13 protein-coding genes are annotated in these 16,014 nt (G+C 43.9%); 7 read left to right on the top strand and 6 right to left on the bottom strand.

Annotated features, from left to right (window positions below; all coding sequences use genetic code 11):
- Window positions 1–71 precede the first annotated feature (71 nt).
- Window positions 72–734 (top strand): Bax inhibitor-1/YccA family protein, encoded by a 663-nt coding sequence (locus L3Q72_RS07090; RefSeq protein ID WP_275131948.1) that lies wholly within the window; start codon window positions 72–74, stop codon window positions 732–734.
- Window positions 735–838: 104 nt separating this feature from the next.
- Window positions 839–1,168, top strand: coding sequence for a TusE/DsrC/DsvC family sulfur relay protein (locus L3Q72_RS07085; RefSeq protein ID WP_275131947.1), 330 nt, complete (start codon window positions 839–841; stop codon window positions 1,166–1,168).
- Between the two features lie 608 nt (window positions 1,169–1,776).
- Here the strand turns inward: L3Q72_RS07085 and L3Q72_RS07080 are convergent.
- Window positions 1,777–2,799, bottom strand: coding sequence for an IS110 family transposase (locus L3Q72_RS07080; protein ID WP_275129409.1), 1,023 nt, complete (start codon window positions 2,797–2,799; stop codon window positions 1,777–1,779).
- Window positions 2,800–3,061: 262 nt separating this feature from the next.
- Here L3Q72_RS07080 and L3Q72_RS07075 point away from each other — a divergent pair, with 262 nt between their 5' ends.
- Window positions 3,062–4,099, top strand: a complete 1,038-nt coding sequence (locus tag L3Q72_RS07075) for an IS110 family transposase (RefSeq protein WP_275129398.1) — start codon at window positions 3,062–3,064, stop codon at window positions 4,097–4,099.
- A gap of 246 nt (window positions 4,100–4,345) precedes the next feature.
- Here L3Q72_RS07075 and yccX read toward each other — a convergent pair whose 3' ends face one another.
- Complete coding sequence (gene yccX, locus L3Q72_RS07070; RefSeq protein ID WP_275131946.1) at window positions 4,346–4,621, bottom strand: acylphosphatase; 276 nt, start codon at window positions 4,619–4,621, stop codon at window positions 4,346–4,348.
- A gap of 142 nt (window positions 4,622–4,763) precedes the next feature.
- Here yccX and L3Q72_RS07065 point away from each other — a divergent pair, with 142 nt between their 5' ends.
- Window positions 4,764–5,957 carry a class I SAM-dependent methyltransferase gene (locus L3Q72_RS07065; protein WP_275131945.1) on the top strand — a complete coding sequence of 398 codons (1,194 nt, stop codon included), beginning with the start codon at window positions 4,764–4,766 and terminating at the stop codon, window positions 5,955–5,957.
- A 197-nt stretch (window positions 5,958–6,154) separates the two neighbouring features.
- Here L3Q72_RS07065 and L3Q72_RS07060 read toward each other — a convergent pair whose 3' ends face one another.
- Both L3Q72_RS07060 and L3Q72_RS07055 read right to left on the bottom strand, forming a co-directional pair.
- Window positions 6,155–9,508, bottom strand: a complete 3,354-nt coding sequence (locus L3Q72_RS07060; protein ID WP_275131944.1) for a Calx-beta domain-containing protein — start codon at window positions 9,506–9,508, stop codon at window positions 6,155–6,157.
- A 444-nt stretch (window positions 9,509–9,952) separates the two neighbouring features.
- On the bottom strand, window positions 9,953–10,348 hold the full coding sequence (locus L3Q72_RS07055) for a type I secretion C-terminal target domain-containing protein (protein ID WP_275131943.1): 396 nt from the start codon (window positions 10,346–10,348) through the stop codon (window positions 9,953–9,955).
- Window positions 10,349–10,788: 440 nt separating this feature from the next.
- Between L3Q72_RS07055 and L3Q72_RS07050 the strand changes: the two genes are divergently transcribed.
- On the top strand, window positions 10,789–12,093 hold the full coding sequence (locus tag L3Q72_RS07050; RefSeq protein ID WP_275131942.1) for a TolC family outer membrane protein: 1,305 nt from the start codon (window positions 10,789–10,791) through the stop codon (window positions 12,091–12,093).
- A gap of 9 nt (window positions 12,094–12,102) precedes the next feature.
- Window positions 12,103–12,738: an OmpA family protein gene (locus L3Q72_RS07045; RefSeq protein WP_275131941.1), complete on the top strand. Its 636-nt coding sequence runs from the start codon at window positions 12,103–12,105 to the stop codon at window positions 12,736–12,738.
- A 67-nt stretch (window positions 12,739–12,805) separates the two neighbouring features.
- Here the strand turns inward: L3Q72_RS07045 and L3Q72_RS07040 are convergent, their stop codons facing one another.
- Window positions 12,806–14,836, bottom strand: a complete 2,031-nt coding sequence (locus L3Q72_RS07040; protein WP_275131940.1) for a methyl-accepting chemotaxis protein — start codon at window positions 14,834–14,836, stop codon at window positions 12,806–12,808.
- A 106-nt stretch (window positions 14,837–14,942) separates the two neighbouring features.
- Between L3Q72_RS07040 and L3Q72_RS07035 the strand changes: the two genes are divergently transcribed.
- Window positions 14,943–15,455: a C40 family peptidase gene (locus tag L3Q72_RS07035; protein ID WP_275131939.1), complete on the top strand. Its 513-nt coding sequence runs from the start codon at window positions 14,943–14,945 to the stop codon at window positions 15,453–15,455.
- On the opposite strand, the gene L3Q72_RS07030 is transcribed toward L3Q72_RS07035, so the two are convergent.
- On the bottom strand, window positions 15,452–15,796 hold the full coding sequence (locus L3Q72_RS07030; RefSeq protein WP_275131938.1) for a DUF3802 family protein: 345 nt from the start codon (window positions 15,794–15,796) through the stop codon (window positions 15,452–15,454). The genes L3Q72_RS07035 and L3Q72_RS07030 overlap by 4 nt on opposite strands.
- Window positions 15,797–16,014: the final 218 nt, after the last annotated feature.

Genomic DNA, 16,014 nt, shown 5'->3' with positions numbered 1-16,014 from the left:
GAAATTTGAAACTTTCGCCCACATAAGTAAACTAAGTAATTAAATAAGTCAGTTATCTTTTGAGGAAGATTATGAACAGTCCAATGGTATCGCGCACTTCTACACAAGAAAGCGTGTTGCAAACGAACAAAGTATTACGTAATACGTATTTCCTTCTTTCCATGACATTGATCTGGTCAGCAATCGTAGCTGGCTTCTCAATGGCAATGAACCTGCCACGTCCTGGCCTAATCATGATGTTGGTTGGCTTCTACGGCCTTCTGTTCCTGGTTGAGAAAAACCGCAACAGCAGCCTGGGTCTGGTGTTTACATTCCTGTTTACCGGTTTCCTTGGCTACACAATTGGTCCAATCCTGAACGCATACATTGGCGCAGGTATGGGCGATGTTGTAGTAACCGCTCTTGGCGGTACAGCCCTTGCGTTTATGGGCGCTTCAGCATACGCGCTAACAACTAAGCGTGACCTTTCATTCCTTAACGGTATGATGATGGCTGGCTTCGTGGTTATCCTTGTAGGTATGATTGCAAACATCTTCCTGCAGATGCCTGCGCTTTACCTTGCAATGAGCGGCATGTTTATCCTGTTCTCAACAGGTGCAATTCTGCTGACAACTCAGGCAATCGTTCGTGGCGGTGAAACAAACTACATCTCAGCAACTATCACGCTGTATGTATCTATCTACAACCTGTTCATCAGCCTGCTAAGCATTCTTGGCGTAATGAACGACGACTAATAAAGTCTGTCACTAATACTTTTCAAAGCCCGGATTCAAATCCGGGCTTTTTTGTCGCTGTTAAAAGCGTTATTCTTGGCAAAATTTCTAATTAAATTATCACTATGTTCGAATACAACGGAAAACAGATAGAAACAGATAACGAAGGCTACCTGCTTAATTTTGAAGAGTGGGAAGAAGGCATGATCCAAATCCTGGCTCAGGAAGAAGGCATTGAGCTGACAGACGAACACCTGGAGATTATCCACTTTGTCCGAAATTTCTATAAAGAGTTTAATACCTCCCCTGCTGTACGTATGCTGGTCAAAGCGGTAGAAAAAGAACACGGGCCGGAAAAAGGCAACAGTAAATATCTGTTTAAGCTGTTTAAGAAGGGGCCGGCTAAGCAGGCAACTAAACTGGCTGGGTTACCTAAGCCGGCTAAGTGTTTATAGGCGGCAGGCTGACTCTTATACACAAGTTTAAGGAGCCAAAGAATGCTCCTCCCCTTAGCCTCGAAAGGCTGGATTTTCGAAGAAGTAACATCGAAGGGGAGGCTGGGAGGGGTTGTTTCTTATGAGCTTAAGTTTTGGTGGTTTAATCATGCACGGCATAACCAACCCCCTCTAACTCCCCCTTCTATTAGCTTTATCAACCAGTTAGGCTTTTTCACTCAAGGGGGAGAACCGTTCTCTGGTCACTTTAATATTTGTGTATAAGAGTCAGGGTGGCAGGAAAAGCATGACGTTCTGACTAAATAAGTCAAGGTTTTCGCTCGTTCCCATGCTCCGGCGTGGGAATGTATATGGACTCCCCCTGTAACACAAGTGGTTTAAGATAATAAGAGTTTATGCAAGTGCACGTATATTCGGTTTCATCATGGGGCGCTACCCCGAACCTTTATGGCTAAATCCACTAACAAGGCTTCTAATCGCAGTCCAGGCATTTATTGCCTCATTCCCACACAGAGTTTGCCTTGTGTGCTGTGCTAACACTTTATCTTAATTACTTGCTATTACGCTGGTTTGTCGTTTGCTCCAAATTCAGCTTTACCTTATTTCAGTTAAGCTAACTTAAGCTGGTAAGGCTGTTTTGATTTCAATATGGCACACGCCATCCTGACTATCTTATTCGCTAGAGCAATAACGACTTTATTCACATGGTTTCTCTCTAACAGAGAGCGTATCCACTGACTAAGTGGATCAGTTTTATCTTTGACATGACTAACTACAGCTCGGGCACCATGAACGACAAGAGCTCTGAGATAACGATCTCCTCGCTTAGTAATGCCAAGGTTGATATTTCTACCTCCACTTCCTGTATGAGCAGGCACTAATCCAATGCTTGCGCTTGCATCCCTACCACACTTATAAGCCGATGCATTTCCTAACCTGGCATACAAAGCACTGCCTGAAATCCATGAAATACCCGGTAACGAGGCTAAAAGCTTACAATCTTCATTTTGTTTTGCCTGATTGGTAAGAGCTTGAGTGGCATCATCAATTTGGGTATCAAGCGCGAGCAACTGTTCTTTAAGATTATTTAGAATAAACCGAGCAGCATGGGTTAATTCATTTTCAGCATTTTCCAACTCAAACGGTAGCTGTTTTCTGAGCGAATTGATTCCTATGGGAAATTTGATGCCATATTCCATCGCAAGCCCCCGGATACGGTTAGCAAGCTGTGTTCGTTGCTTAATATAACCTTCCCGCAGTCTTAGTAAGCAGGCAAGATCTTGCTGTTCAACAGTTTTAACCGGAACGAAATGAATATCTGTCCGCTGACTGGCTTCATAAATAGCCAAAGCATCATTGGGATCATTTTTATTTCCCGAGCGATACTTAGCGGCGATCTGAGCAGGCACGAGTAAGACTTGATGTCCTGCCTGCTGGAACTTTCGACCCCAATAATGAGCCGTTGCACAAGCTTCCATACAAATAACAGCTTTGGGGTGCTTAGCCACCATTGAAATTAACTTTGATTGAGATACTTTTTGATTAGATGAAAGCTTTCCGTGCTTATTAATTATCGCAACTTGAATAACAGTCTTAGCAAGGTCGATAGAAATAGTGATATTCTTGTTCATGGCATGGGCTCCTTTTTAGTTGACACTCTTACCTTAGCCGATATTTTCGACGAAGGTGAGGGAGTCCATGCCATTGCATATCCCGGCTAAAGGTGCCACCGATGATATCGCGTTCTCTGTCCGAATCACTTCACGTGTTTGCTGTTAGTTAAGCGCATAGTTTCAACTCTGGTATGCATTCCCACGCAGGAGATGTATGGACTCCCGGCTCCCTCAGGAGTAGCGTAATAAGCGACCAAACTTTTACAAAAGGAGTCCATACATGAAATATTCTACCGTTATTGCTATTGACCTTGCAAAGAGTGTTTTTCAGGTCTGTAAGATGAATTTCGATGGCAAGATTATTTTTAATCGAGAAATGAGCCGTAAGAAACTGCTGGAATTTTTAGCCAGGGAAAAAGCAACACTGGTAGCAATGGAGTCATGCAGTACAACCAACTATTGGGCTCGATATGCTAAAGAGCAAGGGCATGAAGTGAAGGCTATTGCCCCACGTCGGGCAGCTGCATTCAGGCAGGGCCAAAAAACCGATGCCAATGACGCTATTGCCATTGCTATCGCAGCTACGCAATCTCAAATAAAATCCTGTCGCATACCAACCGTTGAAGAGCAGTGTCAGCAATCCATCGTTCATATGCGAGATCTACTGGTTAGGCAGAAGGTAAGTATAAGTAATCAACTGCGTTCCTATTTACTGGAGTTTGGCATTCCGATCACTAAAGGTGATAAAGCATTGAGAGAAGCCATTCCTTATGTTCTTGAGGACGCTGATAACGGATTAACCGGCCAGTTTAGAGCTTGCCTGAGTCAGATGTATGAGCAGTTTATAAATTTGATAGAGCAAGTAGAAGCTTTTACACAACAACTACAGCAGTCAATAGCGCAAGATAAAGTGTGCAGGCGGTTACAAGCTCTGGAGGGGGTTGGCCCAGTATGCTCAGTTTTATTAAAAGTAGCGTTAGGCCAGGCAGAGCATTTTAGTAAGGGTAGAGAAGCTTCAGCTTGTCTGGGGTTAACACCCGTTCAACACAGTAGTGGTGGTAAACAGAAAATAGGTTCTATCGCTAAAAAGTGTGGTCACAACATGTTGCGTAGTGCACTCTTTCGAGGAGCCTTAACAGTTGTGTGTAAACTGGAAAAACGAGAAGCCCGGACAGGAAAAGAGCAATGGCTTAAAGATCTGACCACAAGGCGAGGCAAAAAAGTTGCAGCTATTGCTTTGGCAAATAAAACGGTGAGAACGGCTCTTGCCATGATAAAAAGTGATGAGGAATATAAGCCACAACCACTTGTGGCTTAATACCAGGTTAGTCAAAAAGAACGTAAGAACAAACAGGTAAGACCAACCTTCAAGAGACTGGCCCATGCTCAGGTAGAAACTACCGTGCGGGAGATAAAGTCATGAAGGTGCGAATACATCGAAGAGGCCGAGGTAGCTCCTCAGTTAGAGCCCGTATATAAGCAAGCATCTGACCTCTGTTCTAATAAACTTTTTGACAACACCCGGGAGTCCATATAAGCATGGGAACGAGAAAATGGTTGTAATTCAATACATTATATTGAACCCCTTATACGCCTTAAACTCAACCTCATCCCAGATTAGCTTTGATACATGTGCCGATCTTGGCCCTACTTTCAGCCACTGGATAAAATCTTCTAACTGATCTTCGCTGCCACAGGCCACAACCTCCACATCACCGTTATCCAGATTTCTGGCATAACCGGTCAGCCCGCGCTTTAGTCCCTCATGGCAGGTGTGATAGCGGAAACCAACCCCCTGCACCATTCCCGTTACAGTGAATTTATAACTTATTTTGGTCATAGCCTAACACCTGTCCCTTTTTGTATTTATTCATAATCTTAGCCTAAGATGGCGTCAGGAAAGTGTGACGAATCAAAAGAGAATTGATTTTCCCTGCTTCATCACCGACAATACCGCCCCATTTAATAAACCGGAACCTCATATGACAGCTTCTATCTTTCTCACCAAAGGACGTGAAAAATCACTTAAACGCAGACACCCGTGGATTTTCTCCCGTGGTATTGAAAGAGTGGAAGGCCAGCCAGAAAGTGGTAAAACGGTAGACGTATACGCAAACAACGGCCAGTGGCTGGCAAAGGCGGCATACTCTCCAAGCTCACAGATCCGTGCCCGCGTCTGGTCATTTGAGAAACAAGACATCAACAAGGACTTCTTTGTTAAACGCATCCAGCAGGCTCAACTGCTTCGTGATGACTGTATTGAACGAGACGGCCTGACAGGTTACCGCCTAATCGCAGCAGAATCTGACGGCCTGCCGGGTATTACCATAGACAAATATCAAAACTTTCTTGTCTGCCAGCTGCTAAGCGCCGGTGCCGAATACCAGAAATCCGTTCTTGTAGAAGCGCTTATCGAATGCTTCCCGGATTGTAATATCTACGAGCGCTCTGATGTATCGGTACGTAAAAAAGAAGGACTGAAAGAAACCGTAGGCGTTTTACATGGCGAAGAGCCGCCAAAATCCGTTGTAATCGAAGAGAACGGCGTCAAAATCTCCGTTGATATTAAAAACGGCCACAAAACCGGCTTCTACCTTGATCAGCGTGACAGCCGCCAGCAGGCAGTGAAGTACGTTAAAGATAAAGAAGTACTGAACTGCTTCTCGTACACCGGTGGTTTTGGTTTGTATGCGCTGAAAGGTGACGCCAAGCGAGTGATTAACGCAGATGTCTCTCAGCCTGCCCTGGATACCGCCAAATTTAACGCAGAACTAAACGAGTTCGACATCTCGAAAAAACGCGCCGTATTCCTGAACGCCGATGTATTTAAGCTGCTTCGCGAATACCGTGATCAGGGCACTAAATTTGATGTAGTGATTATGGACCCGCCAAAATTTGCTGAATCTAAGGCGCAGTTAAATGGCGCATGTCGCGGGTATAAAGATATTAATATGCTGGCAATGCAGATTCTTAAACCGGGCGGAACACTGCTCACTTACTCTTGCTCTGGTCTTATGGATCAGGAGCTTTTCCAGAAAATCCTGGCTGATGCAGCGGTTGATGCGGGTAGAAGCGTTAAGTTTGTTGAAAGATTTGAGCAGGCGGCTGACCATCCGGTTGATAGTGCTTATCCGGAAGGGTTTTATTTGAAAGGGTTTGCTTGTAAGGTTTTGTAATTGTTTTTAGATAGGAAAGGGCTCGGTTGAGCCATCCACAGCAATTTATCTGCGCCTTACTTATGAAACAGGCTCATTTATATGTAGCCTGTAAAGCACCCTGAACTCTACCCACAAAAAAAGGGCCCCGTCGAGCCCTTTGGTTTGCCTTACAAGTCTGTTGGATATATCAAGATATATAGGAATCTCTGTTGTTACTAATCCGTAATCACCCCGTTTGTCTGAAGGTATACTTCCAGATCAGCTAACGTTGTATCCTCAAATATAATAGTCACACTGGATCCGCCCGGTTCGCTCAGAACAAGTTGTGAGTTGGTCATACCTGTGCCACTGTCAACAAATTCTGATAGTGCGCCGGAATGAACATAGTCATCCAAATCTGTACCAGGATTAGCATCAAGCAGATCGCTAATATCGATCTTATCGCCATCAGCAATGCTGAAGTCTTTGATAACGTCGGTAGAACCATCAAGGTCGCTGCTGTACCATTTGAATACATCAGCACCTTCGCCACCGCTCATTACATCCGAACCCTGTCCACCGATCAGAAGGTCGTCACCTTCTTCGCCGTTCAGTTCATCATCACCGCCCTGGCCATAGATAATATCGCCCTGTTCACTACCAGTGAGCAGATCGCCTTCTCCAATCTGAGTTTCATTTGGATCGGTTGGGCTATGCAGCAACTCATGATTTGCTCTTACAAAGTCATACACTTCCTGCTCTGTTGGCTCACCTGTAGTTCCTGTATCCAGTTTGATAAACTCTTTAATCTGAGTAATACCATCCTCATACCTGTGCGCTTCAAATGAATCACCAGGCCAATTCAGATTTTCGGCATAAATTACATCACCGAAAATAATGTCATAACCTAAATCACCATCTAAGGTATCGCCATCAACAGGGAACAGTGAGAAGTTACTAATAGCTTCTGACAGATCATCAACGGATTGAACATCCACCGCCTCACCCGGAACAGCTTCTACCTGACCACCACCTTCAACAGTTACCGTAATAGCATCGTCCCCACGTTCAGTGTTATCGAAGAAATCAATCACATTGGTCTGTGAGTTTCTGATTGAAATGGCATGAACATCTACACCAAAATCAGTCAGCGTATTGAACTCATTCAGTGCTTCCGTAACATCCGCTACGTTGGTTGTGCCACCACTTCCGCTGGTATTGTCATTATGAACCGTTGGCTGACCGTCGGTCAGGAACAGTGCAGTATTGATGTACCCGTCGACTGCGCTAGTGGTTTCACCTGAAGGTGGGTTATACCAATCATTTGCAGCTTCAAATGCCGCTTCATAGTTGGTTGCCCGGCCACTGCTTGGTATCTGCAATACTGTATCTAGCTGTGCCAGTATTTCTGCAGGTGTACCTTCGATTTGCGCTGTCACTGTGCTGGCAAAGGCAATTAATGTAACATTGATAATACCATTGTAATTGCTTAGTGAAGTGAGCATTTGTGTCAGCTCAGCGTTAACATGTGCTAACCGGCTCATACCTCCTAAATTGGAGCTCATACTTCCTGATACGTCTACGATAAGTGCCAGGTTGTAATTGTTCGCTTCACCGCCACCATCACCGATAAGAATATCGTTATGACAGTCGTGGTCTACGATAACGGCTTCACCTTCAACACCACCAACAGTGAGTGTAAAGTTCTCTTCAACTTCCCATTCCCAGTCATGGAATGTTGGAATCGAAGCGGTGAAAGACTCAACACCAGCAGGTACAACTAACTCACCATTTTCTAAAGTAACACCATTACTAAATGTAATGTTTGCAGCCAGGGTATCGTAGTCGACACCAGGCTCTGCCCCATCAGATTCAGGGAAATCACCAAAGTTGCCCAGCTCCCAGCTAAACCTGACCTCATCGAAAGTCTCGTTACTCAATGTGATTTCAAATATAGCAGGGTCGCCTTCCGGCACACGATTACCTTCTAAATCAGGAGTAGGATCTACTCTGATTACCGTTGGATCATCGTTATCAAGAATGTTTGCAACGCCAGAAGCATCATCAACTTTAAGAGTGAAGCTTTCGACAGGTTCATCCTCTGAGTCATCTTCTGTCATTACCCCAACATTAAAGGAGGTCACACCAGGGGGAACATAGATATAATTACCTGAAACAAACATGTCTGGGTGGTTACCCGGTAGGTTCACATTGATGCTGTTCTGATAATCATCACCTTTATCCGCGGAATCATCACCATCCCCTAGCATCCAACTGAAGTAATGTCCTTCGTAAGTTTGGTTGCTCAGAGTTACCGCAAATACTGCTTCCTGTCCCTCAACAACGGTATCTCCGCCAACAACAGGCTCAACAGTCACCACAGTAGGCTCATCATCATCGATAATATTACCGGTACCGGCAACACCACCAACTTCCAGTTCAAACCTTTCAATAAGAGGCTCGTCTATAGTATCGTCAATGGTTGTAACCGTCGCTCTGAACTCTGTAACACCGGCAGGCACTGTCAGCTGACCACCTGATTCGCTGTCATAGGTAAAAGTTACGCCGCTATCAAATACAATTGAGTTTTCGTAGTCGTCTCCCAGAACCGCTTCAATATCATTCAGCGACCAGTCATAAACCATATCAGTAGTACTTGGGTGGCTTAGCTCAATAGTAAAGTCGAGCTTTTCACCCTCAGGGACATAACCGCCCTCGGTTTGCAAATCCGGTTCCACACGAATAATAATTGGAGGTCCATTTTCATCGAGGATTGTCGCAGTACCTGTCTCTCCACCCACAGTTAAGGTGAAGTTCTCGGACTGTTCATAGATTTCATCTGTCAAAGTAGGAACAGATACAGTAAACGAAGTTACTCCGGCCGGCACATTTAAAACCCCGCCGATGCTTCCTTCACCAAGAGGTGAAAAATCAGGTGAACTGACCAGAGTGACACCATTGCTAAAGGTTAGCTCATCGGTATAGTCATAGTCAGGTCCCAGCTCTGCTGTCCCTTCATCCAGCGACCATGCGTACTGAGCGGCAACATCCAGTGGATTGCTTAGCGTAACAGTAAAGACGGCTGTATCGCCTTCATTAACAACATCACCATTAACGTCAACAGCCTGGCTAACAGAAGTAACAAATGCGGTTGCTTCTTCTCTGTTAAAATCGACATCTTGCGTTCTGGAAAGTTCTGAAGCTCCGATACCACTGGTATCAAAAGCGGTTGAAGCGAGTGAAGAGGCGCCAGTACGTTGCACGGTAGCGGAGTCGGTCAAAGCAGAACCTTGCTCACCACCGGCTGCCGGTGCAAACTCTTCGCCTTCTAAAGCGGTAGGATCAACTCCACCCTCTAACTGTGCGAAAAGCGCTGCCAGATCATCATCACTAATTTGAGAAAGGCTTTCATCTCCTTGCTGAACACCTGTTATATCATTTAAATCTACAGAAACCGGACGCTCACCACTTGAGATGATAATTTCTCCCGGTTGCAGATCATTAGGATTGTCAACGAATATCATTTTTCCGTCGGCGTTTATTGCGATGAACTTATTCGTTCCCGCAGAACTATTTTGTAAGGCACTCATAACATCCATCCTTTGCGTCCAAATAGATGTGTGACTAGCTCTCCGACCAATATGTCGCAAAACTATCTACTGTTTCATTAGTAAGTAAGGTAGATAGTTCAATGTTCGTCAAAAGATCACCACGTCGGATATTGTTGTTTTATTTCAATGCGTTAAAGGGTCAATTTTAGACTATTTACTCTATCAGTAAGCACTAATAAAATAATCAATTATAAACAAAAAAGAACAGATAATTTATTTAGTCCGTTTTTCATAAAGTTACTCATTCCCCAACCTGAAGAGCAGATAATAAAACCGAAAACATAGCCAATTGTTAAATTCGAATTTGCGTTTATACAAAAGAAACAATATTTACTAAGTTAATGAAGTTTCTTAGTTATGAGACGAAAAAAAGGACTCAACCGAGTCCTTTTGGGTCCTTACACAAATTTTGGTACAGATAAGTTAGTCCACTATGATGCTATTTTGCTGAACAATATAGTTGAGTAAGTCTCCTGAATTATCGGCCGTATACCCTTCAAAAACGATAGTGACACTATCATCACCATGACTCAGAACCAGCTCTAAGCCTGTGCCATCATCATTTTCATAAAGTGGCAATGTTTTCAGATAGTCCCCTATCTCTTCCTCAGACATATCGGTAAGCAAATCAGAAAAATCTAATACATCACCCTCAACATAATCCGGATCGTCTTCAGATCCTGAAGCAATAGTAAAATCGGAAATGGTATTCACCGAACCATCAAGGTCTTCATTGCTCCAGATAAAAACTTCAGGCCCTTCACCGCCAGTTAAGATATCGCCAGCATAAAAATCATCTTTATTTTGTAAGACGTCCATACCCAAACATCCTTTACATATAAAAGAAGTACTGCTCATTCTGCAAATATCATGAATGCAAAACTTGCTACTGTCTCACTTATAATTTACGTACAAAGTTCATTATTTGTCAAAAAGCTCCGAGCAAATATATTTACATTTAAATTCAATGCATTAGGCGCGCTCATTATCAAGTAATTACTCTAATTATTTTGTTGGATTTAGCCTCTCTTTTTTTACTGTTTTATCTTAGTGGTCAAAATATGATCTTGGACAAGCTAAGTATCAAAATTAAAACAAGTTTAGAAATCTTCTTATAACGCTTTGATAAATTAAATATTGCCTCCTAGACTCTAATTGGAAGTTATCAGTTTGTTATTAATCTTACTTTTGATAAAGGCTCTGCAGCCTGAAGTCCGTCAAAAGTAGTCGCGCGTATATACCCACTAGGAGAAATTAGTTTGAAACGGACTCAACTAACTACACTTGCCTGTTTGATCGCGTTGAGTAGTCCTATTCACGGACAAACACTTGAGCAAGCAATCGCAATAACGCTCGCAACCAACCCCGAACTCAAAGCCGCCTACAACGAATACGTTAGCTACGTTGAAGTAAATAACGGCTCAAAAGGGGCTTACAGGCCATCTATTGATTTAGATGCGGGAATTGGTTACGAAGGTATTAATCCAGCACAAGGAAACGATACTGACTTAACAAGAAAAGAAGCGACAATTAGCCTTACTCAGCTACTATGGGATGGTGGCTCAACCTGGCACAATATGGACAGAACTGCTGCTGATGCTGAATCTGTCAGACTTCAGCTACTTGCAGATGCTTCAGATAAATCACTGAAAGTTGCAGAGGTCTATCTGGATGCAGTAAAAGCGCACGAAGTACTTGCTCTTTCTGAGAGTAACCTTGCCGTGCACAAGAGTATCTACAAGAACATCAAACGCCGCGCCGACTCCGGTGTTGGTTCTACAGCAGACTTAACTCAAATCGAAACCCGCCTTGCCAGAGCTCACGGCAACCTTTTGGCTGCCCAGAACAATATTTATGATGCTCATACCCAGTTTAAAAATATTGTTGGACAGGCTCCGCAAGGGCTTATCTTCCCTCAGGCCGATGCAAAGGCAATCCCTCTGACACTGGAAGAGGCCATTAACCTGGCTAACGAAAAGCATCCTGTTATCAGGATTTCGATGGCAGATGTCGATGCAGCCCGATTCCAGTATAAACAGTCTAAAGGTCCCTTCTATCCAACCTTCTCCATCGAAGCCAAGCAGACCTGGTACGATGATGTTGATGGCATAGAAGGTAGTAGTGATGAAGCAACCGTTATGCTACGTATGAGCTATAACCTGTATAACGGTGGTTCAGACATAGCTCAGAAAGAAGAAATGTCCTATATGCTGAACAAGTCAAAAGACTTAAGAGACAGCGCTTACAGAAATGTAGAGGAAAGCTTAAGGCTTGCCTGGAGTGCGCTTGATCTGACCCTTCAGCAAAAAGAGTTCTTAGCCGATCAGGTAGATACAGCATCTGAAACCGTAGACGCTTATGAGAAGCAGTATCTGATAGGCCAGCGTACCCTGCTGGATCTTCTTAATATGGAAAACGAACTGTTTGAAGCTCGTCAGGATTACCTTGATGCGCACTATGAAGAACAGCTTGCTAAGTACCGCGTACTCAATTCAACAGGCATACTGCTGGAATCACTTCTGGTTGATGTACCTGATGAATGGAACCAACCGGTTGAATATTAAGGAGCGGCTATGAAATTACTACCTTACACTATGTCAGTCCTCGTAGCAGTTACTTCATTTAACCTGCTTGCAGCTGACGATGATGAATATGATTACAGGGCCACACCTGTAGCGAATCAGATAGCGGATCTGATGGACGATGATAAAGACGGTGTAATTAACGCCCGAGATATCTGTCCTGGTACGCCATTTGAAGCACAAATCGACAACGATGGATGTGAAGCGTACGTAGACAACCTGGAAGACTGGGACCTGAAAGTATTGTTTGAACACGATTCTGCCAATATCAACCCGGCTTTCCTGAACGAGCTTAGCAGCATGGTTGAGTTTTTGGAGAAATACCCTGAAACCTCTATCGAGCTACAGGGACACACCAGTATTGTCGGTACCGATGAATACAACCAGGATCTTTCCATTCGCCGTGCAACTGAAGTCAGAGATAAAATTCTTGGTATGGGTATTGATGAAGACCGTGTGAGAATTGTCGGCTACGGTGAAGGCGTAACAGATCGTGCAGGTGAAACCCCAATCGATCACGCAATGAACCGCCGAGTAGTGGCCACTGTTGTTGGTTATGAAAGGGATATTATCAAAGAGTGGAATATCTTTACTAAGCGTAAGAAGTCTGACTCAAGAATTCGTTAAGAATTCTGAATCTTTTAATGTTAGAAAGGGCTCCTCAAAGCCCTTTCTTGTCTGTATTGAATACCAATCAGAATTCATATTTATGCAGCATTGCCTGCTGCTCACCTGCGATATTGGCCACGTTTTCTGAGCTCTTGATCATAGAGCCAAGCTGATGCTTGGTCTGCTCACCCTGCCGGTTAATATGCGCAATACTTTCCTGAACGTTCGCAGTTGCTCTCTCCTGCTGTTCTGTCGCAACAGATATCTGCTCGACACGAAGGCGAATATGGTTAACAGCCTGCTCGATATCGGTAAATGATGTCATAACCTGCTGATTTGAGCTCATCGCGCTCGCCATTTCCTGACGGCTTTCTTCTACAGAGGCTTTGGAGCTTTCTGCCGCCTTAATCAGCTCAGCCATCATTTCACGGATTTTCTCCGTCTGTTCGCTGGTTCCGCTTGCCAGTTTGCGAACTTCATCAGCCACAACCGCAAAGCCACGGCCCTGCTCACCGGCCCTTGCAGCCTCAATTGCGGCATTCAGCGCCAGCAGATTCGTGCTTTCTGCAATGCCACTGATAACATCAACCATTTCGCTGATGCTGGATACTTTGTGATCCAGCTCGTTCATCGCACCTTCATTCACTGTCAGAGTGCGATCCAGAGACTCAAGGCGGTGTGTGTTTTCTTGCAGTACCTGAGTGCCTTTTTCAGAATACTCCGTGGCAGACTGAGACTCAGTGTATGACTCAGACGTTACCTTAGAGATTTCATTGATAGACGCCTGAAGCTGCTCGATTGCCGTCACCATCTCAGACAGTGAGTCATTTTGCTCAAGAAGCAGCTTATCCGTCTGCTCTGCTGCTAAGTGACTGTCACCCGCCGTCGCGTACAGCGTCTCACAGTTCTCGGTCACTGTTTTCAGCGACAAATTCGTTGAATCGATAACCTGATTTAGCTTAGTCCCGATAACCTGAAGTTCATAAGGCCCTCTCACTTTAACCTGACCGGAAAAATCATGTTCCGTCAGACGGCTAAGCTGTCTGGTAATACTCTTTAATCCCTTATTAATCCAGTGGTTCAGATAAATACCGGAAATCAGAACAAACACACCTAAAAACAGGCTGCAGGCAATAACGGTCATGATGATGGAAGCCATTGATTTATTTACAACAGCTCTGCTGTCAGATATCAGGCTTTCCGCTTTTTCAGAAATCGAGTTCAGGGTTGCGATTGTCTGGTTTGCCGCTTCTGTGGCTTGTTGCAGCAATTCTTCCTGCTGCCCAATCACCTCCAGGCGGGAAAGAACCACTTTAAGAACTCCGGTATCAGCAAAGCCTTCCTTAACCATCTCATAAGGTGCAATCAGACTGGCGAACTCATTTACATCCGGATGCCACTGTGCAAAATCATCGAAAGCCAGCTCAATACCTGCTTTTCGGTTTTTCATTTCACGGTACTGTACTTTTGCTTTGTCCAGATCATTTTGCATAAGCAGAACCAGGAAGGTACTTTCCAGCTCACTGGATTGGGAGATAAAACGGTTCGCCGCATCTGAGGCTTCTGGATTGTCCTGAACTAGGAAAGAAGCAATACGGCTCATTTCCGGCCCTATCGAACTCAGACCATATCTGAACGTCGGAACCATTTCGTCCATCTTTGCATTCAGTTCAATGGATTTGTACTGTGCCTGGATGACAGAGCGAGAAAGCCTCTGTAACTGATCCATATTCTGATTCAGCAACGCTTTTTCTTCTGTGGAAATGGCCTGATCAAAGTCATCTGCAATCGCAAACAACTCAGCGATGATTTTGTCCGACTCTTCCGTTAATGTCTGGATCGAAGTTTCTGTACTTTTCAGCGTGTCAATGGATTTTGATTGCAGGCCCTGATTAAGGACTTTCACTTTTTGCAGCACATTCTGAGTTAACTTTGCATTATCCATCGCCAGCGGCAATGCATGTTCAGACAGAGTTTCAAATTCTACACCAATATTGTCTACACCTTTCTTGCTAACCACGGCAAGGCCAATAACAGAGAGGATTATTGCAACAAAAATGGCAACCAGTGTTTGTATCAAAGACAGCGAAAAACGCGACTTATTAACAGTAGTCATGATAATATCCAAAACAGCTCGAACGAGAATAACAGCCGTGATGATAGTTTAGCGGCGTGACATATTTATTACAGCCATTCGCCACGTAGTTTCAATGGGTTATATTATGCACCACATCAATTATCAAAGAAAAACGATTGCACTGTCTGTTATTGCATCGATATTTGTCGTGACCGGCTGCTCAACAAATTCCAGTAATTCTGCTCCTTCCTCTAAATCAATTTCAAAATCAGCTCAAACATTTAAGTTTAACGATAAAAACTCTGCATATCAGAGCGTATTTAAAGAATGGGAAGGCACACCATACCGAATCGGTGGAACCTCTAAATCAGGAGTGGACTGTTCAAGCTTTGTTCAGTCGGTATTTTTAAGCGCAAATAATAAGCTGCTGCCAAGAACAACGGCTCATCAAGTCAAACTGGGCGTAGAAGTTCCGTACAAAAATGCACAGGTGGGTGATTTGGTGTTTTTCAAAACATCCGAAAAATCAAATCACGTTGGGGTCTATCTGGGGGATAACACCTTTATGCATGCTTCCACATCAAAAGGTGTCATTATATCTCGTCTGGATAACCCGTACTGGTCATCCGCTTTCTGGCAAATGCGCCGGGTAGATTAATCGTAGGTAGCAACTGCGGTATCAAACAGGTTTTTAACCAGAGCGATATACTCATCCAGGAATATAATCTGCTCGTTGGTCGCTTTTTTCTGCCAGACACCGGCCAGAACCTCACCAAGATCCTCTACTACGGAATCCGCTTCCTTCAGAAGTTTAAAACGCACACTTGAATGAAGCTCAGGGTTTTGCTGAAACAGTGCCATGATATTTGTCGCGATCATGTCCGTAACCACATCTTCAATGGTTTCATCACCAGTATCGCCTTCACCACAGGTAAATACATTCAGATTAATTGTTAAATGCTCAATAAGAGCCAGATATCCATCTGTATCTACAACCACTTTACTCTCCAAAATTTTGAGCCACACAAATAACAGCTGCGGACTTTTTAAACCATGTTAAAACTAATACTAAATCATTGAAGCGATTGTTACCACATGAACAATCAATCTCTTTGAGCTTAATAACACGCTATATGCTTCTGCCAAATATTACACGGACATTTTTACAGTTTTTGAGCAACTTCAAGATCTATATCCTAATATATAGTGTATGTCGG

It is taken from the genome of Vibrio sp. JC009, from assembly GCF_029016485.1.
In the GTDB taxonomy this organism is placed as follows: domain Bacteria; phylum Pseudomonadota; class Gammaproteobacteria; order Enterobacterales; family Vibrionaceae; genus Vibrio.
The sequence above is the reverse complement of the archived record's forward strand: the minus strand, read 5'-3'. Positions and strand labels throughout refer to the sequence as shown.

Bases quoted from the DNA above. Each gene is read 5' to 3' on its own strand.
- L3Q72_RS07055 (WP_275131943.1), bottom strand. From the start codon at position 10,348: ATGGACGTCTTACAAAATAAAGATGATTTTTATGCTGGCGATATCTTA.
- L3Q72_RS07080 (WP_275129409.1), bottom strand. From the start codon at position 2,799: ATGAACAAGAATATCACTATTTCTATCGACCTTGCTAAGACTGTTATT.
- L3Q72_RS07075 (WP_275129398.1), top strand. From the start codon at position 3,062: ATGAAATATTCTACCGTTATTGCTATTGACCTTGCAAAGAGTGTTTTT.
- L3Q72_RS07045 (WP_275131941.1), top strand. From the start codon at position 12,103: ATGAAATTACTACCTTACACTATGTCAGTCCTCGTAGCAGTTACTTCA.
- L3Q72_RS07040 (WP_275131940.1), bottom strand. From the start codon at position 14,836: ATGACTACTGTTAATAAGTCGCGTTTTTCGCTGTCTTTGATACAAACA.
- L3Q72_RS07065 (WP_275131945.1), top strand. From the start codon at position 4,764: ATGACAGCTTCTATCTTTCTCACCAAAGGACGTGAAAAATCACTTAAA.
- L3Q72_RS07090 (WP_275131948.1), top strand. From the start codon at position 72: ATGAACAGTCCAATGGTATCGCGCACTTCTACACAAGAAAGCGTGTTG.
- L3Q72_RS07035 (WP_275131939.1), top strand. From the start codon at position 14,943: ATGCACCACATCAATTATCAAAGAAAAACGATTGCACTGTCTGTTATT.
- yccX (WP_275131946.1), bottom strand. From the start codon at position 4,621: ATGACCAAAATAAGTTATAAATTCACTGTAACGGGAATGGTGCAGGGG.
- L3Q72_RS07085 (WP_275131947.1), top strand. From the start codon at position 839: ATGTTCGAATACAACGGAAAACAGATAGAAACAGATAACGAAGGCTAC.
- L3Q72_RS07060 (WP_275131944.1), bottom strand. From the start codon at position 9,508: ATGAGTGCCTTACAAAATAGTTCTGCGGGAACGAATAAGTTCATCGCA.